Source organism: Bacillus cereus group sp. BfR-BA-01453 (assembly GCF_022662915.1).
Taxonomy (GTDB): Bacteria; Bacillota; Bacilli; order Bacillales; family Bacillaceae_G; genus Bacillus_A; species Bacillus_A paranthracis.
This window is the reverse complement of sequence record NZ_JAKUEN010000009.1, coordinates 46,563-73,554: the sequence shown is the minus strand read 5'-3', so window position 1 is coordinate 73,554 and position 26,992 is coordinate 46,563. Positions and strand designations below refer to the sequence as shown.

Here is a 26,992-nt window from a genome sequence, read left to right as displayed (position 1 = left end):
GATAAATGAAAAGGCAATGAGGAATAGTCCTCATTGCCTTTTAGTTTTTCTTCGCTAATTTAATGATTTCATTCACAACAAGCGGAATGATACTTAATAAGAGAACAAATCCCCAATCTCGCAGCGTTAATGCATGCACACCAAATATATTTGCAAGGGGCGGGATGGAGATGATACAAACTTGCATAAGAACACCGATAAGAAGGGAGAAGACTAAATATTTATTTGTAAAAATCCCAATTGAAAAAATCGATTTCGTTCTTGAACGTAAGTTAAATGAATGAACGAGCTGAGAAAAACTAAGAACGACAAATGCCATCGTTTGAGCGTGTAATAGAGCGTCCTCATCAATTCGCTCTGGGAAAAGAGGGAATAAATTTGTATCTCCAGTATAGAACTTTGCTCCGGCAATAAAGGCTATTAGCGTTAAAAGTCCAATGACAACCCCATTGAAAATAAGGAAAGGAACGCTACCACTAAATAAGCTTTCTTTCGCATGTCGCGGTTTTTCCTTCATCACATCAGGATCTTCAGGATCAACCCCAAGTGATAATGCGGGCAGCGTATCTGTAATTAAATTTACCCACAAAATGTGAATAGGTCGTAGTGGTGTTGCCCAGCCGAGTAAAATGGCTAAAAATAAAGTGATAATTTCTCCGAAGTTACAAGAGAGTAGGAAGAGAATTGATTTTTTTATGTTACGATAAATGTTTCTACCTTCCTCAACAGCTTTCACGATAGATGAGAAATTATCATCTGTTAATACGACATCCGCTGCCCCTTTTGCAACGTCTGTTCCTGTAATGCCCATCGCTACGCCAACATCTGCTTGTTTTAAAGATGGAGCGTCATTGACGCCATCACCAGTCATAGAAACGATATTGCCTTTTTCACGTAATGCTTTTACGATCTTTACTTTATGTTCTGGAGAGACTCTAGCGAATACATGTAAGTGATCAATTTTGCTTGCTAGTTCTGTATCTGAAATGTTATCTAATTCAGTTCCAATCATAATTTCAGATATTTCTTCAGCAATGCCAAGTTCTTTAGCAATTGCAAAGGCGGTATCTTTATGGTCACCAGTAATCATAACTGTGCGAATACCGGCTTTTTTACATTCTGTAATTGAATCTTTTACTTCAGTTCGCGGTGGATCGATCATACCGACAAGACCAATAAAGATGAGGTTTTCTTCGAGATGATCTATATCCACATCGTTTGAATTGTATTGTTTAAACGCGAATGAAAGTACTCTTAAAGCTTCTTGAGACATTGACCTAGCGGCTTCTAATATTTGATCTTTATCAGCATCTGTTAGAACCTCGATTTTACCGTTTTTAAATATGTGGGTACATCGAGGTAAGAGTTTGTCGATAGCACCTTTCGTCATGCTATAGTAGCTTTCATCATATGTATGCACGGTTGACATCATTTTACGATCTGAATCGAAAGGCAGCTCATTTACACGTTCATGTATTTTTTTCAAATGATCTTTTTGCATATTAAAGGTGCTGCCGGCAACGAGAAGAGCAATTTCAGTCGGGTCTCCCGTTTGTGATTCATTGTTGTAAGACGCATCGTTACATAGCACCATATTTTCTAACAATAGACGTTGCACATCATTATTTACATTTAAATTTTCTAATTGATCGTATGTGTTATCACTATAAAAGTGAGTAACGGTCATTTTATTTTGTGTTAACGTACCTGTTTTATCTGAACAAATAATTGTGACAGAACCGAGAGCTTCAACAGCTGGTAGTTTCCGAATGATAACATTTTGTTTAATCATACGCTGCACACCAATTGCAAGAACGATGGAAACGATAGCTGGCAAACCTTCTGGAATAGCTGCAACGGCTAAACTAATAGCAGTCATAAACATTTCTAGTGTATCTCGTCCTTGTAAAAAGCCGATGAGAAACATAACGATACAAATCACTACAGCAACAAAGCCTAAATACTTTCCGACTTGTGCTAAGCTTTTTTGAAGTGGTGTCATATCATCGTCTGCTTCATGCAACAGGGTAGCAATCTTACCAATTTGTGAGTTCATTCCAGTTTCAACAGCAACACCGACGCCTCTTCCATATGTTACAAGGGTAGACATGAAGGCCATGTTTTTTTGATCACCGAGTGGTACTTGTTCATCACTTTGCATGGAAGGGTGGTAGATTGCCTCTTTATCAACAGGGACAGATTCACCAGTTAGAGCAGATTCTTCAACTTTTAAATTTGCGGTTTCGATCAGGCGTAAATCGCATGGGATATATCGTCCGGCGTCGAGCATAACGATATCACCTGGAACGACGTGCTCAGATGGAATTTCTTTTAGTTCACCATCTCGCTTGACGATAGCTTTAGGTGTCGCCATCTTTTTCAATGCCTCTAAAGCTTGTTCTGCTTTCGATTCTTGGACGACACCGATAACAGCATTTAAAACTACAACGAGTGCAATAATACTTGCATCAGCCCATTCACCTACAAAGGCAGAAATAAGAGCAGCAATAATAAGGACATATACGAGGACGTCATTAATTTGGGCGAAAATACGCTGCAATAAAGTGCGTTTTTGTTTTGTAGCTAATTCATTAAAACCATATTGCTTTAAACGTCCATTTACAATTTCTTCTGTTAAACCGTGTTGTTCGTTTGTTTCTAAGTCGATTAATGTTTGGTCTTTCGTCTTACTGTACCAATTGCTCATAAGTAAGCACCTCCAGTAAAAACAGTTAGCAATGGTAGTGTTGCTATTATTTGTGAGTAGTATGTATGGAGAAAAAATCTAAGGTGAGGTTCTACTTCTATTGTACAATATTTTACAGTTGCTTGAGGGAAAGAGAAGAGTTGTCATGAATTTGTTGGAAATAAAAAAGAGCCTCATAAACGAGGCTCCTTTACTTTTTAATTAATGTACCTAATTCTTCTGTAATAGCTTGCATTTCACTAATGCTGAATGTTTCACGTTTCATAACATGCTCATAAATGTCACGTAAGTCTTCGTACATTTCTTCATTAAAACTAGCAGCTCTCATCGCTCCAGCATTAACCATACGTAATTTTTCTTTAATAGCTTCGACCATATATTCAACGTTTTCTTCTGACTTTACGGATAAATCCACCGAAGTGTCCCCCTTTAAAATAACATAAGGCTATCTTAACATTTTTTATCATTTTCGTTAATGAATCTTTTCAATCCTATTAAATTAGTAGGGATTTCCTTTATATTTAATAATTGGTTGTTTATACTATAAGTATATATAAAGAAATGCACCAAGAAAGGAAGAAACAAAAATATGGTTCAAGTATTGTTTGTTTGTCTTGGGAACATTTGCCGTTCTCCGATGGCAGAAGCGATTTTTCGAGATCTTGTCGTAAAAGAGGGACTCGAAGAGAAAATTGTCATTGATTCTGCAGGAACTGGAGATTGGCATGTTGGCCATCCGCCACATAAAGGAACACAAAAAATTTTAAAAGAAAATGCAGTCACTTTTGAAGGAATTAAAGCAAGGCAAGTAGAAAAAGAAGACTTAACAAAGTTTGATTATATTATTGCCATGGACAACAAGAATATAGCAGATTTAAAAAGTTTAGGTAAAACTGGAGGCTATATTGGTAGGCTGTCCGATTTTGTTCCAGACGGTGGCTGGACAGACGTTCCCGACCCTTACTATACAGGGAATTTCCAAGAAGTATATGACCTTGTAACAGAAGGGTGTGCAAAGCTATTAGCTTTCATTCGAAAAGAACAAGGAATATGAGGAAGCTTAGAAAGAAATACTTTCTAACATAAGAAATGAAAGGGTGAAGGAATATGGCAAAGAAAAATAATATTGCTCGAAACATTGCGATTGGTGTAGCTGCAGGTGTAGCTGTATCTATGTTGAAGAAAGAAAACCGTGAAAAAGTAAAAAATACTGCAGAAAAAGCAAAAACAAAGATGATTGAAATTGGTGAAAATGCAAAGATTAAAGAAAAAGTGCAAACTGTTACAGATAAAGGACGCGAACTTGCTGATTTAAATGTAGTGAAAGCAAAAGTAGCAGAAATTAAAAAATTGACGCCGTCTGTTGTAGAGACGTTAAAAGAAACGAAAGAAATTTTTAGTAAGAAAAAGGTTGAGCCAGCAGAGAAGCCAGAAACGATTGAAATTCAAGCCGTTTCTCCAAAAGTAGATGAACTGAAAGCAGAAGAAGAGCCGGTAGTTGCTGAAGATGGCGGTATGAAAGAAGCGCGTGAACTATTTATGAAAGACTCCAATGTAGAGGAAAAAAAAACTGAAGCGTACATTGAGTTGAAGCAAGATAAAGAAGAGAAGAAAAGCGTTTAACCATATATGAGAAAAATTTTAGAAAAGGTGAGAAGAAATCGTACTTATTCGTTTGGTAAAGATTTATATGACCGAACGATGCGCGATGATGTAGCGGGCTTGGCAGCACAGCTCGCTTATTTCTTCTTGCTTGCGATTTTTCCTGGGCTTGTTTTCTTAATTACGCTTCTTGGATTCATTGACCTTCAAACAGAAAGTGTGCTCAACTTATTAGAACCGTACGTACCCGAAGATGCAATGTCTTTAATTGAAGTAAACGTTGATAAAGTTGTAAATGAGCAAAATGGTGGTTTATTATCATTTGGTTTATTATCAATGCTATGGTTTGCTTCAAATGGTGTAAATGCGGTGATGAATGCTTTTAACCGTGCGTATGATGTAACAGAAACACGTTCTTTTATTAAAACGAGGGCGTTATCAATTGTATTTACATTAGCGATTATTTTTATGATTGTGTTTGCACTAATTGTTCCAGTGTTTGGACAAGTCATTGGGGCAGCTGTATTTAAAGCAATTGGTTTATCGGATAGTTTTTCTTACGTGTGGAGTATTACGCGTTTAGTAGCGAGTTTCTTCGTGTTATTTGCATTGTTTAGTTTTTTATATACATTTGCACCAGATCGAAAATTAAAAAGAAGAGAAGTCATTTCAGGAGCAACATTTGCTACTGTAGGATGGATTGTGGTATCGTACTCATTTGCTTATTATGTAGATAAGTTTGCGAATTACGCCAATACATATGGTGGTCTCGGTGGTATTATTATTTTAATGTTATGGTTTTACTTAACTGGATGGGTAATTTTACTTGGCGGTGAAATTAATGGTTTACTCCATCATTATAGGACGGGTGACAATAATTCCCGTAATGAAAAGTGAGCTCTTGTTCCATAATAATAGGGAACAGGGGGGATATTTCATGAGTAATAATAAAAAGAATCACAACAATAAAAATAACAATAAACAAAAGAGTAGTTCGCATCCAAAGCATAAGACGAGTGGTAGTGCAAACGGGCATAATAGCTACCATTAGAAAAAACGGGTCCTTTATGAGGGACCCGTTTTAATTGTTTCCTTTTAATAATCGTAAGCCATTTAAAATAACAAGAATCGTACTTCCCTCATGCCCGATAACACCGAATGGAAGAGCTAAAAATTGCATGAAGTTTGAACAAATGAGCATTGCAATTACAGCTAGTGAAAAGATTACGTTTTGCTTTACAATACGGTTCATTCGTTTTGATAAACGAATTGCTTGTGAAAGTCGAGATAACTCGTTCTTCATAAGTACAACGTCTGCCGTTTCTAAAGCTACGTCTGTTCCTTCTCCCATTGCTACACCAATGCTAGCAGTAGCGAGTGCAGGGGCATCATTTATACCATCTCCGACCATTGCTACTGTCCCGTATTTTTCTTTTAGCTTTTTAATCGTTTCCACTTTTGTTTCTGGTAAGCATGATGCGTAATATTCCTTTATATTACTTTCAGAGGCAATTGCTTTTGCTGTTTCTTCATTATCACCAGTAATCATAATTGCTTCGACACCGATACTTTGTAATTCGCGAATAGCAGCTATCGTTTCTGGGCGAAGCGTATCTTTTAAAGCGATAAGGCCAAGAATGCCATCCTTATCACTAATATAAACGACAGTTTTACCTTCTTTTTCAAGTGAGGCAGAAACACCATTATGAAATGTCTTTGTTTCTTCACCAATAAAATCAGCTTTACCTATTTTATAAGCTTTGCTTTCAAATATTCCTTTTAGCCCAAAACCAGTTACATCTTCAACATTTTCTGGTTTTTTTAATGTAATGTCATACGTATGTTGTGCATATTTCACAATAGATTCAGCTAAAGGATGTGTAGAGTGACTTTCAATTGCTGCTGTAATAGAAAGTACTTCTTTTTTTGTCATATTTTCTCGAACATATACATCTGTTACAGTAGGTTTTCCTTCTGTTAATGTTCCTGTTTTATCAAAAGCAATTGCTTTTACTGAAGCGAGACGCTCTAAATGTATGCCACCTTTAAAGAGAATTCCGTTTCTTGCGCCGTTAGAAATAGCAGATAACGTTGCTGGTGTAATGGCAGCAACGAGTGCACAAGGAGATGCGACTACAAGTAAGATCATAGCGCGATAAAACGTTTCATTCCAGCTCCAATCTAGTAAGAAATGAGGGACGAACATCATAAGCGCAACAACGAGTAGTACACCTTTTACATATGTTCCTTCAAACTTTTCGATAAATAGTTGTGATGGTGATTTTTCACTTTGTGCACTTTGAACGAGACGAATAATCTTTTGGAATAATGTTTGATCACTCGGCTTCGTAATTGTAACTTCGATAGCACCGCGTAAATTTACAGTACCAGCAAATACTTCATCACCATGTTTTTTTTCATTTGGAATAGGTTCACCAGTAATCGCTGCCTCATCGATATTTGTTTCACCGCTATGAATCGTACCGTCAGCAGGAACGCGCTCACCTGGCTTAATTAGAATAATGTCGTTAATTTGTAATCGTCCAACAGGAACACGTTCTTCAGTTCCATTTGAAATACGTAATGCTTCTTCCGGTTGTAAATCAAGAAGCGCTGAAATTTCTTTTTGACTTTTACTTAATGTATAAGATTCCATCGCACCGCTTAGTGCGAAGATAAAGATTAAAATGGCACCTTCTGCCCAGTAGCCAATAATTGCAGCACCGATAGCAGCAAAGAGCATAAGCATTTCGACATTTAGCTCTTTCTCCTCAATTGTATCTTCAATACCTTCTTTTGCTTTTGCATATCCACCAACTATATAAGCAAGGATATAGCAAGTAATGCCTACATTCATTACATCGTTCTTTGTGAATAACCAACCAGCTAAAATGAAAATACCAGATGCGATTGCAAATATAAGTTCATAATGTTTCTTTAATGTATCCCATAAAGAGGGATCAGAAATAGACTTTTGTACTTGTAATGTTTTTACTTCTGAGTTCATTACTACTCGCTCCTTCCAAATTCTTATTGAGAAAAATAATCAAAATCGAAACCCCTATAAAACGACGAAAGCTGCCATCCATAATGGATAGCAGCATTTCTGTTGAATCTGTTTTTAACAGTTATTATGTTGTAATTATTCTATAGTATAGCATATGTTTTCGTTAGATGATATGTTTTTGTTTGCATATAAACTGAAAACTTGTGTTTTCACACTTCCTTTGGTATATATGAATATTGTTCGTAAAAAAGATCGGAAAGGAAGACAACAAGTGAAGACAGAGAAATTTTTTACCCATCCGATTGGCGTATTTATTGCTGCAATAGTAGCAACTTTTTTATGGGGAAGCGCATTTCCTTTTATTAAATTAAGTTATGCTGAACTTGGAATTCAGCCACAAGAAGTTGGGGAGCAAATATTATTTGCTGGTTATCGTTTCTTCTTATCTGGGGTTATGCTTTTATTCTTCTTTAAAGCGTTAGGAAAAGATATGAGCTTCAAAAAAGGAACGGGGAAGCAGTTAGTACAAATTGGCTTATTTCAAACATTTCTTCAATATATATGTTTTTATATTGGAATGAGTTATAGTTCTGGCATTGAAGGAGCTATCATTTCAGGAACATCATCATTCTTTCAAATTTTACTTGCGCACTTCTTATATAAAGACGATGCGCTCAATATGAAAAAAATAATTGGAGTCTCTATCGGATTTTGTGGTGTCGTTTTAGTAAATGTACCGAGTGATGGTAGTTTGTCATTCCATTTCGGAATTGGTAGTTTATTACTTATGAGTGCAGCAATGTTGTACTCGTATGGGAATATATTGGCGAAAGAAGGTAGTAAAACATTAGATGTTGGCTATATGACAGCATACCAAATGATTTTTGGTTCTATCGGGCTATTATGTATAGGGGGTTTGCAAGTTGGAGTCATGCCATTTACATTTAGTGTACATGCAATACTTATGCTTATCTACTTATCTTTCTTATCCGCAGCAGGCTTTTGTATTTGGAATACAATTATGAAGTACAACAAAGTTGGAAAAGTATCAATGTACATGTTCTTTATACCCGTATTTGGTGTGTTATTATCGAGCATGATTTTAGGAGAAGCAATTCATTCATTTGTATTATTTGGTTTAGCATGTGTAGCCGTGGGAATTATCGTGGTGAATCGTACGCCAGCTAAGCAGAAAATGGAGCAAGAAAAACAAGTAGCATAAATAACAGAAAACCGATTACAATGGAAGAACAGTACTGTTCTTCTTTTTTTATGTAGAAAAAGGATAATAGACTAGGTATAACGAAAAAAGATACAAAAAGCATTTATTGGGGAGAACGTGTTATGAATCTACTTTACATGGTGTTAATTGCACAAATCATTCTTTTTTTAATTGGTGTAATTTATGCAATAGGACAGACAAAAAAGAAAAGAAATAATATGCCGTTACCTTTAGCGGTGCGTCTTATTCTTAGTTTTTCTTTAACAGCAAGTGCAATTTGGATATGGTTACAAGATCCATCAGTAGATTATAGTACGTGGGTTGCACTAGGTATGACGTTATCAACTGTAGGGGATTTATTTATGGCAGGTTTAATTCCAATTGGTCACAGGCTAATTGGAGGGATGATTACTTTCGCGCTTGCGCATTGTTTTTATGTAAAAGCATTTTTGCAAACAGGCATTTCATGGAATGGTTTTTGGATTGGTTTACTCGTATACGGACTCTTTCTCATTATAGGATGGTTCTTTTTTATTCGAAATGAGAAACAAGATAAATTGTTTACGATAGGGGCGCTAATTTACGGATTGTGGGTTGGAGGAATGGCTTGCTTTGCATTCGCCTTATACTATGAGAATACAGGAATATGGTGGATACCAGCTTTTGGTGGTTTACTATTTGTGATTTCTGATTTTATTATTGGCGTGACAGATATTGGAGGGCGCAAATTAAAGTATGAACCACTTTGGATTTGGTTTACATATGTAGCGGCTCAAATGTGTATTGTATATGTGGGAATATAAAAAGATACTCTTCGAATAGTGGATAGACTATTTGAAGAGTATCTTTTTTGTTACTATGCTACAATGTTTTTTTGTTGTAGAGCAGAAAGGCTGTATTCATCTGCTGCTTTATAACCTTGGGATAATAAATCATTGATGTAAAGCTTGTTGTAAATAAAGCAGAAGACTAAGTTAGAGAATCCGAATGTAAACATACTAGCGACTAAAATAATTAAAAACCATTTCCAGTCTCCACGGAATATAGCAGGGAAGAAACCAAAGAAAAATACAGTCCAACTAAAACCAATTTTTGCTTGTTTAATTTGACCGGTATTTTCATTTTTAAGCATAACTTTCATAGAAAAAGTCCTCCTAAGTAACTAAAAATATAATGATAAATGCAAGGTATAGTATATCAAAATAATACATTCTTGAATATTATTATTTGTATTTTTGTAATATTGTAATTTCGCAATTCAGAATCTTGTGGAAAATATACAGTTGAAGTCTTTATAATAAAAGTAAAAAAAACGATAAGATGGTGGAATGATGCAAAAGAAAAAACGTTTGCGTGAATTCTTTGGAACAATTGCAATTGCTTGTTTGCTCGTGCTTTTGGCGAAAATTTTCGTATTTTTTCCTACGACTGTAAAAGGGGCGTCTATGAAGCCAACGTTACAAGATGGGGATAAGGTGATTGTGAATAAGTTGGCAAAGAAATTTGAAAGTTATGGGAGAGAAGATATTATTGTTGTAAAGACAGATAATTTTTATGTGAAAAGGGTTATTGGTTTGCCTGACGATGTTATTGAGGTGAGAAATGATCAATTATATGTGAATCATGAAGTGATAGAGGAATCGTATTTGTATAGTAATAAAAAACAAGCTGAAAAAAAACTTATGAATTTAACGGAGGACTTTGGACCGATTACAGTTCCTAAAAATAAGATTTTTGTTATGGGAGATAATCGCTTAATAAGCAGAGATAGTAGAAATGGTTTAGGACTCATTGATAAAGCTGATGTATTAGGAGAATTAGCAGCAATTTATTATCCATTTGAACATATGAAAATAATGAATTAAAGTAAAAAACCAAGCAAATTTCAGTTTGCTTGGTTTTTTATGTTAAATCGTAGGAGACTCATTAAATTCATAGACGTCTTCATTGTTTTTGTGCGTACTTAAAACGAATTTGTGCTGTAATAGTTGCAGTTTAAAGAATGCTAACGGATCGTGATAAGTTTCTGGGTTGCTTCTTAACGTTGCTAATGTTTGCTCGTCTTCCTGTATTTCAAGTTGAGCGGCTTCTACATTTTGTTTCAGTATGCTAAGTGGATCTTTAAAGAACATCATGATATCTCGTTCTAATGCGCCTTCAAATACTTCAAATTGAAGGAAGAATTGTTTTGAAATCGTTTGAGCAATTTCCGTATAGTCTTCCGTTTCAATATATTGTTTATATTTGTTTGCAAGCATAGATTGATTTTTTTGCATGTTACCAAATAGTTTTCCTGCACTCTTTAAGAAAAATTGTGTCGGTGTAAAACGTAATAAAATATTGATATTCGATACTGTAATTCTATTGGTCATGCGTACAACATCTCGATGCCAATCATCTAGTAATTTGAAATCGCAAGGAAGTTTCATTCGTTCTTCTTTATATAATTTATTAAACGTTTCACTCATTTCATCTAAATAAGATTGAGCTTGAATAAATTCATTATGTGCTGTTTCAATCCACTCTTGAATAAACCCAGTAAATTTAGGGAGAAGCACTTGCTGTACATGTTTTTGAATTCGTTCGTTCATCGCAGTATTTAATTCTTCATGAACTAATTTGAAATCACTATCTTCTTGAACAAGGTCAGAGCAGCTCTGTAATAATTCAGGAATTTGAGAATGGATATCTCTTGTGATTTCTTCTTTCGTTAAAAGATAAGATTCTGTAATAGAACGAATTTTATCTTTTTCAAGAGCAGTAAGATTGTTAATAAATCCGTTTAGTTTTACTGAGATATGTTTATTCCAGCGTACTGATTTGACTAATGTATTTTCTAATTCCACACGTTCATTTACAAGGTATGCGATTGTCTTTTGAGTAAACCATATTAGTTTTTCGATACGTTCTTGTTCTATATCGCGTTCTGCTAGATTAGAAAGAATAGACTCTGTCACGTCCCCAAGTTGTTGGCTCCCCTCTTGTGAAGGAGAGTATGGGAAGAACTGTGCATTTGAGAAATGGACTTTCATCTTACTCATTAGTTTTTCATTCTTGTCCGCACTATTTGTGTGTAATACGAAATGAATTTGTAAGTTTGGTACTTGTTCACGTAAATAAAGTAATGTATCAAGCTCTTCACCATGTAACGGCGAAGCAGAATTTAATACGTAAATAAGGCTATCTGCCGCTTGTAAGTATTCAAAATATGAGCTGTTTTTATCCACTTGTCCTTGAACAGATGGTGTAACAAGAAATGCAAATTTATTCTTTCTCAAAAATCTACTTGGTAATTTAATTTCTATACATTTGTTCTCAAGTTCTGATTGTTCAGGTGTAGCCATTATTTGATGGAATTCATCAAAGTTCGGTATATTGTGCACATCTAACGCAGTGAATTCTGTTATTTCAGTTTGGCTATCATCTTTAAATAGAATAGGAGTTGTTATAGTTTCAGTTAAGATGTTCTCTCCTAATATTGAATTGACGAATGATAATTTATCATGGTCACTAGTTCCCGAAATTAGTAATTTTGTAACATTTAAATCACATAGTTCATGAACGAGTAACGTAAATTGATGACTTAAATCTACATCATTTTTTTCAGCCCATACAGCAATTGTTTCGAATAAATGAGAAACAGTTTCCATATTCACATTTGTTTCAGCTGTTGAATTAGAGAGTAGGGCTCCCGCACTTTTTACGAGTAATGACTCTAAAGTTGTAGGTGAAACTTCATTCCACGCTAACACTGCAGCAGAGACGAATAGGGCGTCTTTTGCTCTCGTTAAACTAAACCAATTTGTTAATAAGTCAGGTACAAGTCCTTGCATTTCATGCATGAAATGTTCACCAGTAATTAATTCAAAGTACGTATCTTGATAGCGTTCAACAATTTCATGCCAATCGTCATTGTTGTCTGTCTCAATATGTAAGAATAAATGATTGATTGTTTGAATCCAAGGTAGATGTGACTTTTCATTTTGATAGCTGTTCCAAAGAGCGATAACAAGTTCCTTAAATTGGACTTGATCAATTGCATATAAAGCTTTTAAAGATTCATAGAAATATTCTGGTTTGATTTGTTTCGTAAATCCTTGATTCACATAATTAATTAAAGTATCGAACCAGTGTAATGATTTTGTTCGAATTCCTTCTTGAACGGCAAGTTCGATGGCATTATTCCAATCTTCTTGTTTTTCATAGAACGAGCGAGCAATTGAAGTAATATTTGGATAGTCAGGTTGAAATGCAACAGCTTCACTAATCGTCTTAAATGCTAGACCTAAACGATCTTGTTCGATATAAAGAGAAAGAAGTTGTAAGGAAACTTCCATTGTAAGAGTTGTATCTTCCGTTTGGATAGATTGATACATTTCTTCTGCTTTTGGTAAGAATCCTAGTTCAAAATAAGCATCTGCAATATTTTTGGTTGCCCAAAGTGCAAGCTCGTTATTTACTTTCTCCCATTTAAATATCGCTGCTTCAAAGTCTTTATTTTGGTAATAAAATTCACCTTGAGCAAAGCGAATATTAGAAATGTTGGAGAATTCATTTGTAGATTCATTTATATATGCTTCACCGAGTACTTCTGATACTGGAGTAGAAGTTTCTTCTGTTAAAAATGTTTTATAGTAAACCTTTTGGATAAATTGATTTTCAATGGTCATGTTCGTTCCCCCTGTATAATTTAGAAAAATGATGTTGTATGTAAAGGGTGCATGTTCTTTTAATAGGTAGAAGTTGCATTATATCGACCAAACTGTGTTTTTGCTAGGTATATCATTTTTCCTGAGAGTTAAACCGTTGCGAAAAGTAACTTTCCTTTATTGTAACAAAAAAACAAGCATATGAATTTTTATTTTTTTATCATGGTATTTGTGGATAGTAAGATTAGTCCTTCAAGAGGAGATGGATATAAGAAAAGAAGGCGGGAGTCTAAGTCTAGCACATGATTGATGTCACTGATTAATAGTTCAATTTCTGCCTGCTAAAGGAATGGATAGAAGTAGAGTTCATTATAAAAACAATGTATAGTGAATATGTATACCATGTTTGTCTGAAAGATAGAAAGGGCACAATGTGGAATAACGATCGTGTATAGGATGTGTCTTCCGAATGGAACAACATATTGGCGAGTTAATCGCACATTATGGGTATTTTGGAATTATTATAGCTTTAGCTGGCGGGATTGTTGGATTACCGATACCAGACGAGTTTTTATTGACCTTCGTTGGTTATAACGTTTCAAAAGGCGTTATGTCAGGAACTGCTGCGTTTTTAAGTGGGATGGCTGGTGCGATGTTAGGCATTACATTAAGCTACATATTAGGTTTAAAACTTGGACTCCCTGTTTTAAAAAAATATGGACCGAAAATTAGAATTAAAGAACATCACATTGAAAAAACACATATTTTATTTGAAAAATATGGCCCATTTCTTTTAATAGTTGGTTATTTTATCCCAGGAGTACGTCATTTAACAGCGTATTTTGCTGGGATGTCGAATTTAACACTTTGGCGTTTTTGTTTGTACGCTTACGGTGGTGCACTTATTTGGATAAGTGTTTTTATTGGACTTGGCTGGAAGTTAGGAGAGAAGTGGCGTTTCGTTGAGTATAGTTTGCATCATTATGGAATATGGATTTTATCCATTTCAGTAGTTGTTACATGTGTCGTATGGTTTTACATAAAGAAAAAGAAAAACCGCGAGTAGCGGTTTTTTAGCTGAAAGCGATAAATAGTACACCAGCTGTAATAAAGACAACACCAATACCAGTCATAAAGTTTAATTTTTCGCCGAGTATAATCATAGCGAGAATGATAGAAAATACGACGCTTAATTTATCGACAGGAGCTACTTGTGAAACTTTTCCTGTTTTAAGGGCAAGAAAATAAAATAGCCATGACGAAGCACCTGCAATTCCGCTTAATGTGATAAAGAGAAGTGCTTTTTTATTTAGTAGTACGTCGCCAATATTTTGAAATTTACCTTGTATAATAATAACGCCTACCATAAATAATGCCATGATAATAGAACGAACCGTCGTAGCAACATTGGCATCGATTCCATCTAAACCAATCTTACCGAAAATAGATACAAGGGCAGCAGCAATTGCTGATAATAGTGCGAATAAGAGCCATGAACTCATAGTAAAATTCCTCCAATCTTACATTATTATACATGAAAATCATTCTCATGTATAAAGTGAATGGGGTTTTACCGCCTCGCAAAGAGCTGGATAGATAACGAAATAATCCCCACCTTATATTTTTCATAAGGTGGGGATTATTATACTACTCTGCAATTTCTTCATATAAAAAGTACGTTACATTATAAATATGTTCTACTTCATCGTCTGTCATAAACAATAATTCGTCACGCTCAATCCCTTTTTTCTTTTCGATAAACTCAATCATGTTTTTACGTTCTTCTCTTTTCATCAATTTTATTTCTCCTCTCAATCTGTTTTAATACAGTTTATTTAAGTTACTGCTATTATATAACAGAATCTTTAGAAAGTTCCACCTATTTTATTGTTTTTTTCAGAAGAACTTTTCGACAAAACAAGCCCACCTAAAGGGGGCTTGTTTTATCTTATAGTCGTAAAAACTCGGGCTCCGTCGTACCGGCACCATCGATGTAATAAATTGTATCGGGATTGATTTTAATTAGTACATAATTAGGGTCTTCAGGACCGAGTAACCAACGTTTTAAGCTATTATTCCAAAACTTGTTTTTTAATGTTGAGTCTTCCTCGATGGAGGCTAAGCCTTCCACTTCAATATAATCTTCATCTAATTTTTTTCCTTCACGACCAAGTAGTACATGTACATTTGGATTGTTTTCGATATCTGTTATCTTTTTTGATTGTCGATCTGTTGCAACATACAGTACAAAATCTTCGTGGAAAAACATCATAAAGGCGCTATGTGGTTTCTCATTTCGTACTGTAGATAATACACCGGTACGTTGACCTTGAATAATAGTTGCGATTTTTTCTTTTAAGTGCATAATTTTAACCCCTTTTCATAATTTATAATTCTGTCTGTTTCAACAAGGTAATTTAAATATCTTTCATACTGTTTTCTTCAATCCGATTTTTTAAACGTAATTGTGATGAAATCGGACAAGTTAGGAGAAGAATAATAATAATATCGAGGAGAAATACATACGATGGAAGGATGAAAAGCATGTTTAATAAAATATTTCTTATAGTGGCGCTTATAGGTGTACCATTGTCTGTACTTGGGAAAACACTTCATTGGCCTCAAACAATTATGTTTGCTGTGTATTGTATTACGATTATCGCATTAGCGGGTTTTATGGGGAGAGCGACAGAAAGTTTGGCAATTGTATCTGGTCCTAGAATAGGTGGATTATTAAATGCTACTTTCGGTAACGCTGTTGAACTAATCATTTCGATTTTTGCACTACAGGCAGGATTAATTGAAGTTGTGTTAGCTTCTTTAACAGGTTCTGTACTTGGAAATTTATTATTAGTAGGAGGGCTATCCTTCTTTGTGGGAGGGCTTAAATATAAAAGACAAAGTTTTAATGTATATGATGCAAGGCATAATTCGGCTTTATTAATCTTTGCTGTAGTAGTAGCATTTGTTATTCCAGAGATTTTTTCAATGAAAATGGACGCTGGAAAGACGTATCAATTAAGTATTGGTGTCTCGATTATTATGATTATTATGTACCTTGCTGCATTGCTATTTAAGTTAGTTACGCACCGTGGTGTATATCAGCATAAAAGTGATGAAGTCGCTCATGAGGAAGAACCAGAGTGGTCGAAAGGGAAAGCATTACTCATTTTAGCGATAGCAACAATTGCGGTAGCTTATGTGTCAGAGGCGCTCGTGCATACATTTGAGACAGTTGCAAAATCATTTGGTTGGTCAGAATTGTTTATAGGTGTTATTATCGTTGCGATTGTTGGAAATGCAGCAGAACATGCATCTGCAATTATTATGGCGTATAAAAATAAAGTAAATATTGCAGTTGAGATTGCGATAGGTTCTACATTACAAATTGCCATGTTTGTTGCTCCTGTATTAGTACTGCTTTCTATGTTTTTCACGCAAAGGATGCCTTTAGTATTTACAATACCAGAACTTGTTTCTATGATTACAGCTGTTTTCTTAACGATTGCGATTTCAAATGATGGAGATACGAACTGGTTTGAAGGCGGTACTTTATTAGCTGCGTATGTCATTATGGGAATTGGTTTTTATTTATTATGAAAAATAGGCATAACAATTGTGCTCAGAGAAAACAATAAACGAAGTAGTATATATACCTTTATGTAGGAAGGAGCCAGACAGGTGAAACGAGTATACAGCATATGTCTTTCAACTATGGTCTCGTTTATTTTATTATTTCCTAACAGTGGCTTTGCAAAGACAACAGTAGAAACAAAAATGCCTTCATCTGTTTTAAATATTTCTAAAGACAATACGTTTCCAAATGATGCGCAAGATTTACCGCGTTTACAGCCGAGTAAGTTTGCTCAAGAATTATTAAAAACAGCAAATATTAAAATTGAAAATCCGGACTTAATTCGAATGTTTAATGAAACAACAATTTCGAATGCGCCGCTTGCGGTAGGGTACCGAGCAAAGATTTATTTAGGGCAATGGGCTTTACATTATGAATCGATTGATACATCGGTTAATTGGGAATATAAACAAGTAAATCGCAATGTGTACGATAATCGCGGAGGAGATCGCCTATATCCACTACGCTATAAGCAAGAAACACAAAAGACGGTTGAAGGTGATTTAACAGCAGATATGAAAGATGCTGCAGATGTGAAAAAAATGATGCTTCTCAAAGCACTTGAAAAAGTACAATTGCCACTTTCATTTAAAACGACTATTGGTTATGGTACAGGGCATGAGCGTGTGTATAATATTAGTCCGAGTCAACTTGGATATTTATATGCTTATACACCAGCAGTAAATGAAAAAGGGAAAGTAACATTTGGAGAAGTATATCTCGTATTAAAAGGAAATCAAAAAAGGCTTGTTGTAAAAAATATTACTTCTCAAGGAATTGGAGCCGCTATCCCAATTCATGATCATTTATATTTTAAATTCATTTCTTCTTCTCATTCGCAATAAGATAAAAAACGTCAGCTTATAAGCTGACGTTTTTTTATAATGTAATATTTGCTGTTTTTGATAAGAAATCTTCGGTTGGATAGTAGCTGTTTTTTACAAGAACATTCGGTCCAAGACATTTTACTGCTGGACAGTGACAGCTTAATGATTTTGCTGTTTTTGAAGCGCTCCATTTTTCATACGCTTCTTGTAACGTATTTGTTTGAATGTTACCTAGAAGTGGAACATCACCAAAGTCCGTTACAATAATATTTCCATCAAAAATATTTACATTTAAACGAGAACGGCCATCGGGATCGTTACGAACAGTTACATTTTTGCTCTTTTGTAATTTTTTAAATGTGGCAATGTCTCGCTCATCATCGCTACAAGCATAGAAAGGTAAAGTTCCAAATAACATCCATACATTTTCATCGCGAATTTCTAGTAAATGCTCAATTGCATCACGAATTTCAGCTTTTGTTAAAATCTCTAGATTACTCGCGAAGTCACTTGGATACATTGGGTGAACCTCATGACGTTTACATCCCATTTCATCAACGATTTGACGATGAATATGCTCAATGTGTGGTAGAGTTCGTTTATTCAACATCGTTTCGGCTGATACGAGTACACCTGCATCTGATAGAGCTTTACTATTTGTGATCATACGTTCAAATAATTTTGCACGCTGTTCATACGTAGGTTTACGCTCCATCATTGCAAATCCGCCTTCAACGAAGTCGTCAATTGTTCCCCAGTTATGAGATATATGCAATACGTCTAAATAGGGAATAATTTGTTCGTAACGTGCTAAATCTATAGTTAAGTTTGAGTTGATTTGAGTGCGAACACCTCGTTCGTGGGCGTATTTTAAGAGTGGTGTTACATAGTTGTCGACGGATTTTTTTGAAAGCATAGGTTCTCCGCCAGTAATACTTAAAGAACGTAAATGAGGAATCTCATCTAATCGTTTTAATAAAAGATCCATCGGAAGCGGATTCGGGTCTTTCGGCTGTAACGTGTAACCAACAGCGCAATGCTCACAGCGCATATTGCATAACGTCGTTGTTGTAAACTCAACATTTGTTAATAGTAGTTTGCCGTACTCTTCAAGGTCCATATACGCTTCCCATGGATCGTAAGAAGGAGTAATCGGCTTCATTTTTTGTGATATCGTCATATGAAATACTCCTTTGACTATTGAAATAACAATTTGTCCATCCTCTATAATAGAAGAATATGTGCTTTTTATAAAGCGAAACTTTTTAGAGGAAAAAGAGAGAGGGCTTACATTATAGTGAATAACCGTGACAAAATTGATGAAATTACATACCCATTGTAATCATTTTTGCGGTATAATAAAAGCAACTCGAATTAAAAGGAGAGTGCCTTCATGGGAAAAGCAATTCAAGATAAAGATACACAATTAGTATATTTAAAAGAACGTTTAAATATGTTCATTGAAGTAATTGATACAATTGAACCTGAAGAAGTAGAATTAGAAGATGTAGATCGTCTTCTTGCAATGCTAGATGAATTAGAATTAAAATGTGAGCAATTTAAAAAAGACGAATAATATATTAAAAAGGCTGCCAATTCCAATTTGGTAGCCTTTTTCTGTGCGGATAATAGAAGGACGATAGAAAAAGAGGTATAATCAAGTTGTGAAAAATTTCATGTATGCTTGAATAGCGTGAAAGAAATAAAAAGCTGCAGAGCATAACAATGGAATTTTCAGCTCATAACGTTTTGGTAGCGTTCACAATTGAGGGGGAAGTAACAATGGAAAAGCTTCAAGAAAGCATGTATCAACTAATTGTTGAAACGTCAACGAACTTACCGAAAGATGTTCGTCGTGCGATTCAACAAGCGAAAGAGCGAGAAAATGCAGGGACTCGTTCTGCGATGGCACTTGGCACAATTACAAATAATATTAAAATGGCTGATGATAACATCTCACCAATTTGCCAAGATACAGGGATGCCAACGTTTAAAATTTATACACCAGTTGGTGTGAATCAATTAAAGTTGAAGGAAGCTATCTATAATGCGCTTGAGCGGGCGACAAAAGATGGTAAACTTCGTCCAAATTCTGTTGATTCTCTTTTTGGAGACAATAGTGGAAATAATTTAGGACCAGGTACACCGGTTATTAAGTTTGAACAATGGGAAAAAGATTATATTGATGCACGTTTAATCCTAAAGGGGGGTGGCTGTGAGAATAAAAATATTCAGTATAGCTTACCGTGTGAACTAGAAGGACTTGGACGAGCTGGCCGTGATTTAGAAGGGATTCGTAAATGCCTTCTTCATGCGGTATATCAAGCACAAGGTCAAGGATGTAGTGCAGGTGTAATTGGTGTTGGTATCGGGGGAGACCGCACATCAGGTTACGAATTAGCAAAAAATCAATTATTCCGTACATTAGATGATGTCAATCCAATCCCAGAATTACAACAACTTGAAGAATATGTATTAGAAAATGCGAATAAGCTTGGCATTGGTACGATGGGATTTGGCGGAGAAACAACTTTACTTGGCTGTAAAATTGGCGTGTATAACCGTCTGCCAGCTAGTTTCTACGTATCTGTGGCGTATAATTGCTGGGCATACCGTCGCCTTGGTGTAACAATCCATCCTGAAACAGGTGAAATTATGGATTGGTTATATCAAGAAGGTGAAGATACACTGGAGCAAGAAGTACAAGAAAAAACGGAGCAGCGTGAAATTGTATTACAAGCGCCAATTACAGAAGAGCAAATTCGTGAACTTCGCGTTGGTGATGTTGTAACAATTAATGGCATGATGTATACAGGTCGTGACGCAATTCATAAGCATTTAATGGATAACGATTGTCCAGTAGATTTAAATGGACAAATTATTTACCACTGTGGTCCAGTTGTTGTGAAAGATGACAATGACAATTGGCAAATTAAAGCGGCAGGTCCAACGACAAGTATTCGGGAAGAACCGTACCAAGGTGATATTATGAAGAAATTCGGTATTAGAGCTGTCATTGGAAAAGGCGGCATGGGTGCGAAAACATTAGCAGCTTTAGAAGAACACGGCGGTGTATATTTAAACGCAATTGGTGGTGCAGCGCAATATTATGCTGAATGTATTAAAGAAGTGAAAGATGTTGATTTCTTACAATTTGGTATTCCAGAGGCAATGTGGCATTTACGTATCGATGGATTTAAAGCAGTTGTAACAATGGATTCTCACGGTAATAGCTTACATGCAGATGTTGATAAAACATCACTTGAAAAATTAGCTAGCTTTAAAGAGCCAGTATTTAAGTAAACAAAAATGCATCTCGAACGATTCGAGATGCATTTTTTTGGTATATATAGAAAAACATGTTCAGCATGAAAGAATGCGTAGCAACAGAAACTACGAGTACGATTATATATGGAAAGGAGACTATTTATGAAACATAAATGGTTATATATCGGTCTCATTTTTTCAATTATGATGGCACTTGTTCCAGTTTCGGCATTAGCTTATACAAATACTCCACATAACTGGGGAATCCCGCGTCCTAAAAATGAAACAGTACCAGATGCAGGAAAGTTATATACAGATTTACTACAAAAAAATGGCGGGTTTTATTTAGGGGATACGAAGAAAAAAGATATTTATTTAACATTTGATAATGGTTATGAGAATGGATACACAGGGAAAATCTTAGACGTATTAAAAGAGAAAAAAGTACCAGCAACTTTCTTTGTAACGGGGCATTACATTAAAACACAAAAAGATTTATTGTTAAGAATGAAGAATGAAGGACACATTATTGGAAACCATTCTTGGAGTCATCCTGATTTCACAGCGGTAAATGATGAGAAACTTCGTGAAGAATTAACGAGTGTAACGGAAGAAATTAAAAAAGTAACTGGGCAAAAAGAAGTGAAATATGTACGTCCCCCGCGCGGCGTATTTAGTGAAAGAACGTTAGCTCTTACGAAAGAAATGGGCTACTATAATGTATTTTGGTCACTTGCATTTTTGGATTGGAAAGTAGATCAGCAAAGAGGATGGCAATATGCGCATAATAATGTTATGACGATGATTCATCCAGGATCTATTTTATTACTTCATGCAATATCAAAAGATAATGCAGAAGCACTTGCAAAAATCATTGATGATTTGCGCGAGAAAGGGTATCATTTTAAAAGTCTAGATGACTTAGTAAAAAGCAATCAACCGTAAGCATGTATGCTTGCGGTTTTCTCATGCTATAATGATGTGTAAAAAGGATGGGGAAACGTATGTGGAGCGAACATGTTACGTTAGAGTATCCGTATCATTTTGAAGAAGTATTAAAACGTTTATCTTTTGATCCTCTTAACGTCATTCAATTAGATGAGAAAGTTATTTATGTCCCGATTTGTATAGACGAGGAACAGATTGTTGTTCGTCTGCAAGGGATTGGTACTGTTCAAAATCCACAGTTTTGGATTTCTAGTCAGACAGGAGATTCAGAGAAAGTCATGAAACGAATGAGGGCCATTTTTCATTGGAATGAACCGTTTCAAGATATACAAAATCATTTTTTAAACACATCATTACGTCCACTATTTGAAACATATGCTTATACTCCAATTATTTTAGAATTTGATTATTTTGCTTGTCTTCTTCGCTGTATCATTCATCAACAAATAAATTTGAAATTTGCTACTGTGTTAACAGAACAGTTTGTGAAACGATATGGAACAGAGAAGAACGGTGTATTCTTTTTCCCCACTCCAGAAATAGTAGCAAATATTTCAATAGAGGAATTGAGAGAGCAGAAGTTTAGTCAGCGAAAAGCTGAATATATGGTAGGATTAGCAAAGTGTATTATAGGTGGTAAGTTAGATTTAACTAGAATAGAAAACGAAACAGAAGAAGGGGTTACAGCACAATTGTTACCAATTAGGGGGATTGGTGCATGGACAGTGCAAAACTTTTTAATGTTTGGGCTTGGACGGAAAAATATGTTTCCGAAAGCAGACATTGGGATTCAGCGTGCAGTACAAGGTGTATTTCAATTAGATGAGAAACCTGATGATGCATTTTTAGAAAAAGTGAAACAAGAGTGTGAACCATACTGCAGTTATGCAGCGTTATATTTATGGAAAAGTATAGAGTAGAGGTGTAATAATGATACAAAAGCAACATGAGAGTAAGTTGGAAGTTGGTCAAACGTTTCCTGTGACAATTAAACGTCTTGGGATTAACGGAGAAGGCGTTGGTTATTTTAAGAGACAAGTTGTTTTCATTCCCGGGGCATTACCAGGAGAAGAAGTTGTTGCTGAAACGACGAAAATTCAGCGTGGCTTCGCTGAAGCGAAAGTGAAAAAAGTTCGTAAAGCTTCACCACATCGTGTGAAAGCACCATGTCCGGTATACGAAGAGTGCGGCGGTTGCCAATTGCAACATTTAGATTATAAAGAACAATTAAATCAAAAGCGTGATATCGTTGTACAAGCATTTGAGAAGTATATGAAAAACAGTATGGAAGAGAAAATTCGTCCGACGCTTGGCATGGAAAATCCATGGCATTATCGTAATAAGAGTCAATTACAAGTGGGGCGTAAAGACGAAAAGGTTATTACAGGGCTGTATAAACAAAACTCACATCAGTTAATTGATATTGCTCATTGTATGATTCAACATAAAGCAACGAATGAAGCGACAAAAGTTGTAAGACGTATTTTAGAAAAATTAAATGTTTCTATTTACAATGAGAAAAAACAAAAAGGTTTAGTACGTACAATTGTGACACGTACTGCAGTTCAAACAGGGGAAGTACAAGTTACACTGATTACAACAAAAGAAGAGTTGCCAAATAAAGAACAATTTATTGCAGAAGTACAAAAACAGATGCCAGCTGTTAAATCGATTATGCAAAATGTAAACTGGCGTAAAACATCTGTTATTTTCGGTGATAAAACATTTAAATTAGCTGGAAAAGAAGTAATTCAAGAAACACTTGGTGATTTATCATTTGAACTATCAGCACGTGCATTCTTCCAGTTGAATCCAGAACAAACGGTTGTTTTATACAATGAAGCGAAAAAAGCGGCTGCTTTAACAGGAAATGAGAAAATTGTAGATGCGTATTGTGGTGTTGGTACAATCGGACTTTGGCTTGCAAATGATGCGGCGGAAGTACGTGGTATGGATGTAATTCCAGAAGCGATTGCAGATGCAAGAAAAAATGCGAAGCGTCACGGATTTACAAATACGAAATATGAAGCAGGTAAAGCAGAACAATGGTTACCGAAATGGGTAAAAGAAGGATGGCGCCCAGATGTAATTGTTGTCGATCCACCACGTACAGGTTGCGATGATAAATTACTGGAAACAATTTTAAAGGTGAAGCCGAAACAAGTTGTTTACGTATCTTGTAACCCTTCTTCATTAGCTCGTGATGTACAAGCGTTAATGAAGAGCTATGAAGTGGAATATGTACAACCGGTTGATATGTTCCCGCATACAGCTCATGTAGAAAATGTAGTGAAGCTTGTTAGAAAGTAAAGTGTATTTATATTCCCTCACGATATGAGGGAATATTTTCTATGAAGGAGAATAAAATGAACAATTATAAATTAACGATTCAGTACGATGGTGCACGTTTTAAAGGATGGCAACGTCTCGGTAATAACGATAATACGATTCAAGGAAAAATCGAAAGTGTCATTTCCGAAATGGTCGGAAAAGAAATTGAAATTATCGGTTGTAGTAGAACAGACGCTGGTGTACATGCTTTGAATCAAGTTGCTAACTTTCAAAGTGATGAGAAGTTAGTGGAACATAAAGTAAAAAAATATTTAAATCAATATTTGCCAAATGATATTAGCATTACAAATGTGGAAGAAGTACATGATCGATTCCATGCTCGTTACAATTCTAAAGCAAAAACATATCTGTATAAAATTTGGAATGAAGAGCATACGAACCCATTTATGCGTAAATACAGCATGCATGTGAATAAAAAATTAAATGTGAAAAGCATGAAAGAAGCTGCGAAACATTTAGTTGGTTCACATGACTTTACTGCCTTTTCAAATGCAAAATCAAAGAAAAAGTCTATGGTGCGAGAAGTATATACACTTGAAGTGATGGAAGAAGCAGGATTTGTACAAATTAGAGTAAGTGGTAACGGATTCCTTCATAACATGGTCCGAAAAATTGTTGGAGCATTAATTGAAGTTGGATTAGGACAATTAGATGCAGAAGCAATTCCACACATTTTAGAGGCGAAACAACGCAATCAAATTAATTGCCTTGCTGAGGCGAGTGGTTTGTATTTGGAGAATGTTGAGTTTTAATAGTAATAAAAAAATCGAGCTGTGTAGGCTCGATTTTTTTATGGTTTGGAGTTAAGAAGATCTTTCTTTCTTCATACGTATCTTCAAATTCCAAAAAGCAGCAAGCATAATAGCTGCAAAAGAGCCGCTAATTGTTGCTAGTAGTTTTGCATAAGGATAGGCGTTTATATCAACTAGTAACATCATACATACAATGGTAGGGAAGAAGGCTAAGTATTGTAATAACTTTAATTTGTTATCATTACTCATATATATCGTTCCTTTCTAGTATGTTATATGTTTATTATAGCATATTTTACCAAATGTTTATTTGTACATTAAAGCAGATTTATGCTGCATTAACAAGCAATAAAAGTCGAATTGGTGAGGGCTAGTAATCCACTCATCCAAGCTTCATTTCATATGTGTAAATGCAGTTTTTTAATTCGATATTGTAAGTTTTGCCTACTTAATCCTAAAAACTTTGCAGCTTGTGAAATATTACCGTGATACTCTTTCAGAATTTGAGTGATGTAGTTCTTTTCCATTGCTTCTATTGTGTGTTTTAACGTTTTAGGTCTATCAGTATCGTTATTAGTTAGGAAAGGTTGCGTATTGGATTCTTTTTTTATTTGTTCACGAAAGCGAGTAGGAAGATGAAACGCCGTAATAATATTTTCATCTTCAACCAAGTTCATTGAACCTTCAATGATATGTTCCAATTCTCGGACGTTTCCAGGCCAATCATATGCATACAAGAATTCTCTTACATGTATATCTACATCCGTTACAGCGAGTCCAAATTGAATGTTGTACTTTTCGATAAAGTGCTGAACAAGAGCGGAAATATCTTCTTTTCGTTCACGTAAAGGCGGGAGGCATAAAGTAACGACGCTTAATCGGTAATATAAGTCTTCCCGTAATCGATTATGTGTAATAGCTTCAAGGGGGTCTTCATTAATAGTTGCTATAATACGAATATCAATTTCTTTTTCTTGTGTGCCCCCGATTCTTCGTATTGTTTTTTCTTGTATAGCTCGCAGTAACTTCGCTTGAAGTGCTGGACTTAATGAGTTGATCTCATCTAATAACAAAGTTCCTCCGTTTGCTTCTTCAAATAAACCAGCTTTATCGATTGCTCCTGTAAATGCCCCCCGGTTCGTACCAAATAATAAACTTTCCATTAACGTATCAGGTATAGCGGCACAGTTTTGTGAAATAAATGGTTTGCCTGAACGCTGACTTTCATTATGGATACTTTGTGCAAATAGTTCTTTTCCAGTTCCTGTTTCTCCTACGAGAAGTATGGAGGAGGATGTACGAATTACCCTTTTTCCTTCCGCAATGGTTGATTGAATGGCTTCAGAATCACCAATTATGTGATCAAAGGTAAATTTAGTGTTTTGTTTTCGGGAAGAGTCCATTTTTATTGTTTGCTTTAAGTGATTCATCTCTTTTGAAATTTCAATAGCGCCTTTAATTTTTCCATTTTCTATTATAGGGAAAGTATCGTTAATCGTCGTAATTTCTTGCCCTTTATTGTTAAAGTACGTTTGTTTTATATTTTTGTTTGTTTTTCCTAATTTTAATGCTTCTATAAGAGTACTATTTTTATTTTCTTCAAATGCGAATACTTCTAAAGGACTTTTATATAGCACATCTGAGCGCTCCATTGATTCAATTTCCATCATTTTACGGTTATAGATAATCGTTTTACCTTCCTCATTAATAATATGAATCCCGATATCGAGTTCATTGAGCAAAGTTTCATATAGCATATTCATTTCAATGATCTGTTTCAAATTAATTTCTTCTGTACGCATAGATTATCTTCTCCTCATTTCACCCTATGAAGACTGACTTTTTATAATTTTATTAAAATTCTTATAAAATCGCAAAATTTTTTTGCGATTTTCCTTTTAAAACTTCTTACACGGTAGAAAAAATTTGCGGTTATGAAGATTTTTTTGTGAGGAACCCTCATTTTAAATAGGAATTTAAGATTGGTACGCATTTTGCATAAAGAATAGTTGAAATTTTTAAAGG

Annotated in this window: 26 protein-coding genes; 15 read left to right on the top strand and 11 right to left on the bottom strand. The window is 35.1% G+C overall.

What is annotated here, in order from left to right:
• Positions 1–40: 40 nt before the first annotated feature.
• Both MR070_RS18030 and MR070_RS18025 read right to left on the bottom strand, forming a co-directional pair.
• The gene (locus MR070_RS18030; RefSeq protein ID WP_242261734.1) at positions 41–2,707 is read right to left on the bottom strand and encodes a cation-translocating P-type ATPase; all 2,667 of its coding nucleotides are present in this window, start codon (positions 2,705–2,707) and stop codon (positions 41–43) included.
• 190 nt (positions 2,708–2,897) lie between these two features.
• Entirely contained in the window at positions 2,898–3,122 is a 225-nt protein-coding gene (locus MR070_RS18025) for a DUF1128 domain-containing protein (protein ID WP_000366197.1), read from the bottom strand.
• 174 nt (positions 3,123–3,296) lie between these two features.
• On the opposite strand from MR070_RS18025, the gene MR070_RS18020 reads away from it, so the two are divergent.
• From MR070_RS18020 to MR070_RS18010, 3 genes are read left to right on the top strand one after another with little or no spacing between them, the layout of a single operon-like run.
• The gene (locus MR070_RS18020; RefSeq protein ID WP_000250909.1) at positions 3,297–3,761 is read left to right on the top strand and encodes a low molecular weight protein-tyrosine-phosphatase; all 465 of its coding nucleotides are present in this window, start codon (positions 3,297–3,299) and stop codon (positions 3,759–3,761) included.
• A gap of 53 nt (positions 3,762–3,814) precedes the next feature.
• Positions 3,815–4,330, top strand: coding sequence for a DUF4075 domain-containing protein (locus tag MR070_RS18015; RefSeq protein ID WP_001085393.1), 516 nt, complete (start codon positions 3,815–3,817; stop codon positions 4,328–4,330).
• Between the two features lie 6 nt (positions 4,331–4,336).
• Positions 4,337–5,206, top strand: a complete 870-nt coding sequence (locus tag MR070_RS18010) for a YihY/virulence factor BrkB family protein (protein ID WP_001226530.1) — start codon at positions 4,337–4,339, stop codon at positions 5,204–5,206.
• Between the two features lie 184 nt (positions 5,207–5,390).
• On the opposite strand, the gene MR070_RS18005 is transcribed toward MR070_RS18010, so the two are convergent.
• Positions 5,391–7,316, bottom strand: coding sequence for a heavy metal translocating P-type ATPase (locus MR070_RS18005; protein WP_242261733.1), 1,926 nt, complete (start codon positions 7,314–7,316; stop codon positions 5,391–5,393).
• Positions 7,317–7,587: 271 nt separating this feature from the next.
• Between MR070_RS18005 and MR070_RS18000 the strand changes: the two genes are divergently transcribed.
• Entirely contained in the window at positions 7,588–8,538 is a 951-nt protein-coding gene (locus tag MR070_RS18000) for a DMT family transporter (protein WP_014481564.1), read from the top strand.
• Between the two features lie 122 nt (positions 8,539–8,660).
• Positions 8,661–9,341: a lysoplasmalogenase gene (locus MR070_RS17995; RefSeq protein ID WP_001051052.1), complete on the top strand. Its 681-nt coding sequence runs from the start codon at positions 8,661–8,663 to the stop codon at positions 9,339–9,341.
• Positions 9,342–9,394: 53 nt separating this feature from the next.
• Here the strand turns inward: MR070_RS17995 and MR070_RS17990 are convergent, their stop codons facing one another.
• Positions 9,395–9,679, bottom strand: coding sequence for a hypothetical protein (locus MR070_RS17990; RefSeq protein WP_000867043.1), 285 nt, complete (start codon positions 9,677–9,679; stop codon positions 9,395–9,397).
• 187 nt (positions 9,680–9,866) lie between these two features.
• Here MR070_RS17990 and lepB point away from each other — a divergent pair, with 187 nt between their 5' ends.
• A complete protein-coding gene (lepB, locus tag MR070_RS17985) occupies positions 9,867–10,403 on the top strand; it encodes a signal peptidase I (RefSeq protein WP_242261732.1) in 537 nt (178 codons plus the stop codon).
• Positions 10,404–10,445: 42 nt separating this feature from the next.
• Here lepB and MR070_RS17980 read toward each other — a convergent pair whose 3' ends face one another.
• Positions 10,446–13,208, bottom strand: coding sequence for a tetratricopeptide repeat protein (locus tag MR070_RS17980; RefSeq protein ID WP_242261731.1), 2,763 nt, complete (start codon positions 13,206–13,208; stop codon positions 10,446–10,448).
• Between the two features lie 448 nt (positions 13,209–13,656).
• On the opposite strand from MR070_RS17980, the gene MR070_RS17975 reads away from it, so the two are divergent.
• A complete protein-coding gene (locus MR070_RS17975; RefSeq protein WP_000434856.1) occupies positions 13,657–14,253 on the top strand; it encodes a DedA family protein in 597 nt (198 codons plus the stop codon).
• Positions 14,254–14,260: 7 nt separating this feature from the next.
• On the opposite strand, the gene MR070_RS17970 is transcribed toward MR070_RS17975, so the two are convergent.
• From MR070_RS17970 to MR070_RS17960, 3 genes are all read right to left on the bottom strand, one after another.
• Positions 14,261–14,689, bottom strand: coding sequence for an EamA family transporter (locus MR070_RS17970; protein WP_000100304.1), 429 nt, complete (start codon positions 14,687–14,689; stop codon positions 14,261–14,263).
• Between the two features lie 145 nt (positions 14,690–14,834).
• Positions 14,835–14,981 carry a BH0509 family protein gene (locus tag MR070_RS17965; protein ID WP_000817786.1) on the bottom strand — a complete coding sequence of 49 codons (147 nt, stop codon included), beginning with the start codon at positions 14,979–14,981 and terminating at the stop codon, positions 14,835–14,837.
• 154 nt (positions 14,982–15,135) lie between these two features.
• Positions 15,136–15,552: a pyridoxamine 5'-phosphate oxidase family protein gene (locus MR070_RS17960; protein WP_000550219.1), complete on the bottom strand. Its 417-nt coding sequence runs from the start codon at positions 15,550–15,552 to the stop codon at positions 15,136–15,138.
• A gap of 179 nt (positions 15,553–15,731) precedes the next feature.
• Between MR070_RS17960 and cax the strand changes: the two genes are divergently transcribed.
• Positions 15,732–16,787 carry a calcium/proton exchanger gene (cax, locus tag MR070_RS17955; RefSeq protein ID WP_000482144.1) on the top strand — a complete coding sequence of 352 codons (1,056 nt, stop codon included), beginning with the start codon at positions 15,732–15,734 and terminating at the stop codon, positions 16,785–16,787.
• A gap of 81 nt (positions 16,788–16,868) precedes the next feature.
• Complete coding sequence (locus MR070_RS17950) at positions 16,869–17,666, top strand: YfkD famly protein (RefSeq protein WP_001992424.1); 798 nt, start codon at positions 16,869–16,871, stop codon at positions 17,664–17,666.
• A 34-nt stretch (positions 17,667–17,700) separates the two neighbouring features.
• Here the strand turns inward: MR070_RS17950 and yfkAB are convergent, their stop codons facing one another.
• On the bottom strand, positions 17,701–18,828 hold the full coding sequence (yfkAB, locus tag MR070_RS17945; protein WP_000156010.1) for a radical SAM/CxCxxxxC motif protein YfkAB: 1,128 nt from the start codon (positions 18,826–18,828) through the stop codon (positions 17,701–17,703).
• A gap of 213 nt (positions 18,829–19,041) precedes the next feature.
• On the opposite strand from yfkAB, the gene MR070_RS17940 reads away from it, so the two are divergent.
• From MR070_RS17940 to truA, 6 genes are all read left to right on the top strand, one after another.
• Complete coding sequence (locus tag MR070_RS17940; RefSeq protein ID WP_000513558.1) at positions 19,042–19,224, top strand: SE1561 family protein; 183 nt, start codon at positions 19,042–19,044, stop codon at positions 19,222–19,224.
• Between the two features lie 206 nt (positions 19,225–19,430).
• Positions 19,431–20,951 carry a class I fumarate hydratase gene (gene fumA / locus MR070_RS17935; protein ID WP_000413516.1) on the top strand — a complete coding sequence of 507 codons (1,521 nt, stop codon included), beginning with the start codon at positions 19,431–19,433 and terminating at the stop codon, positions 20,949–20,951.
• Positions 20,952–21,077: 126 nt separating this feature from the next.
• Positions 21,078–21,860, top strand: a complete 783-nt coding sequence (gene pdaA / locus MR070_RS17930) for a delta-lactam-biosynthetic de-N-acetylase (RefSeq protein ID WP_000681212.1) — start codon at positions 21,078–21,080, stop codon at positions 21,858–21,860.
• Positions 21,861–21,919: 59 nt separating this feature from the next.
• A complete protein-coding gene (locus MR070_RS17925) occupies positions 21,920–22,783 on the top strand; it encodes a DNA-3-methyladenine glycosylase family protein (protein ID WP_242261730.1) in 864 nt (287 codons plus the stop codon).
• A 10-nt stretch (positions 22,784–22,793) separates the two neighbouring features.
• A complete protein-coding gene (rlmD, locus tag MR070_RS17920) occupies positions 22,794–24,173 on the top strand; it encodes a 23S rRNA (uracil(1939)-C(5))-methyltransferase RlmD (RefSeq protein ID WP_000615206.1) in 1,380 nt (459 codons plus the stop codon).
• A gap of 56 nt (positions 24,174–24,229) precedes the next feature.
• The gene (gene truA / locus MR070_RS17915) at positions 24,230–24,967 is read left to right on the top strand and encodes a tRNA pseudouridine(38-40) synthase TruA (protein WP_200730804.1); all 738 of its coding nucleotides are present in this window, start codon (positions 24,230–24,232) and stop codon (positions 24,965–24,967) included.
• A gap of 51 nt (positions 24,968–25,018) precedes the next feature.
• Here truA and MR070_RS17910 read toward each other — a convergent pair whose 3' ends face one another.
• Together MR070_RS17910 and MR070_RS17905 are read right to left on the bottom strand one after the other, a co-directional pair.
• Positions 25,019–25,216: a hypothetical protein gene (locus tag MR070_RS17910; RefSeq protein WP_000063917.1), complete on the bottom strand. Its 198-nt coding sequence runs from the start codon at positions 25,214–25,216 to the stop codon at positions 25,019–25,021.
• 149 nt (positions 25,217–25,365) lie between these two features.
• Positions 25,366–26,769: a sigma-54 interaction domain-containing protein gene (locus MR070_RS17905; RefSeq protein WP_242261729.1), complete on the bottom strand. Its 1,404-nt coding sequence runs from the start codon at positions 26,767–26,769 to the stop codon at positions 25,366–25,368.
• Positions 26,770–26,992: the final 223 nt, after the last annotated feature.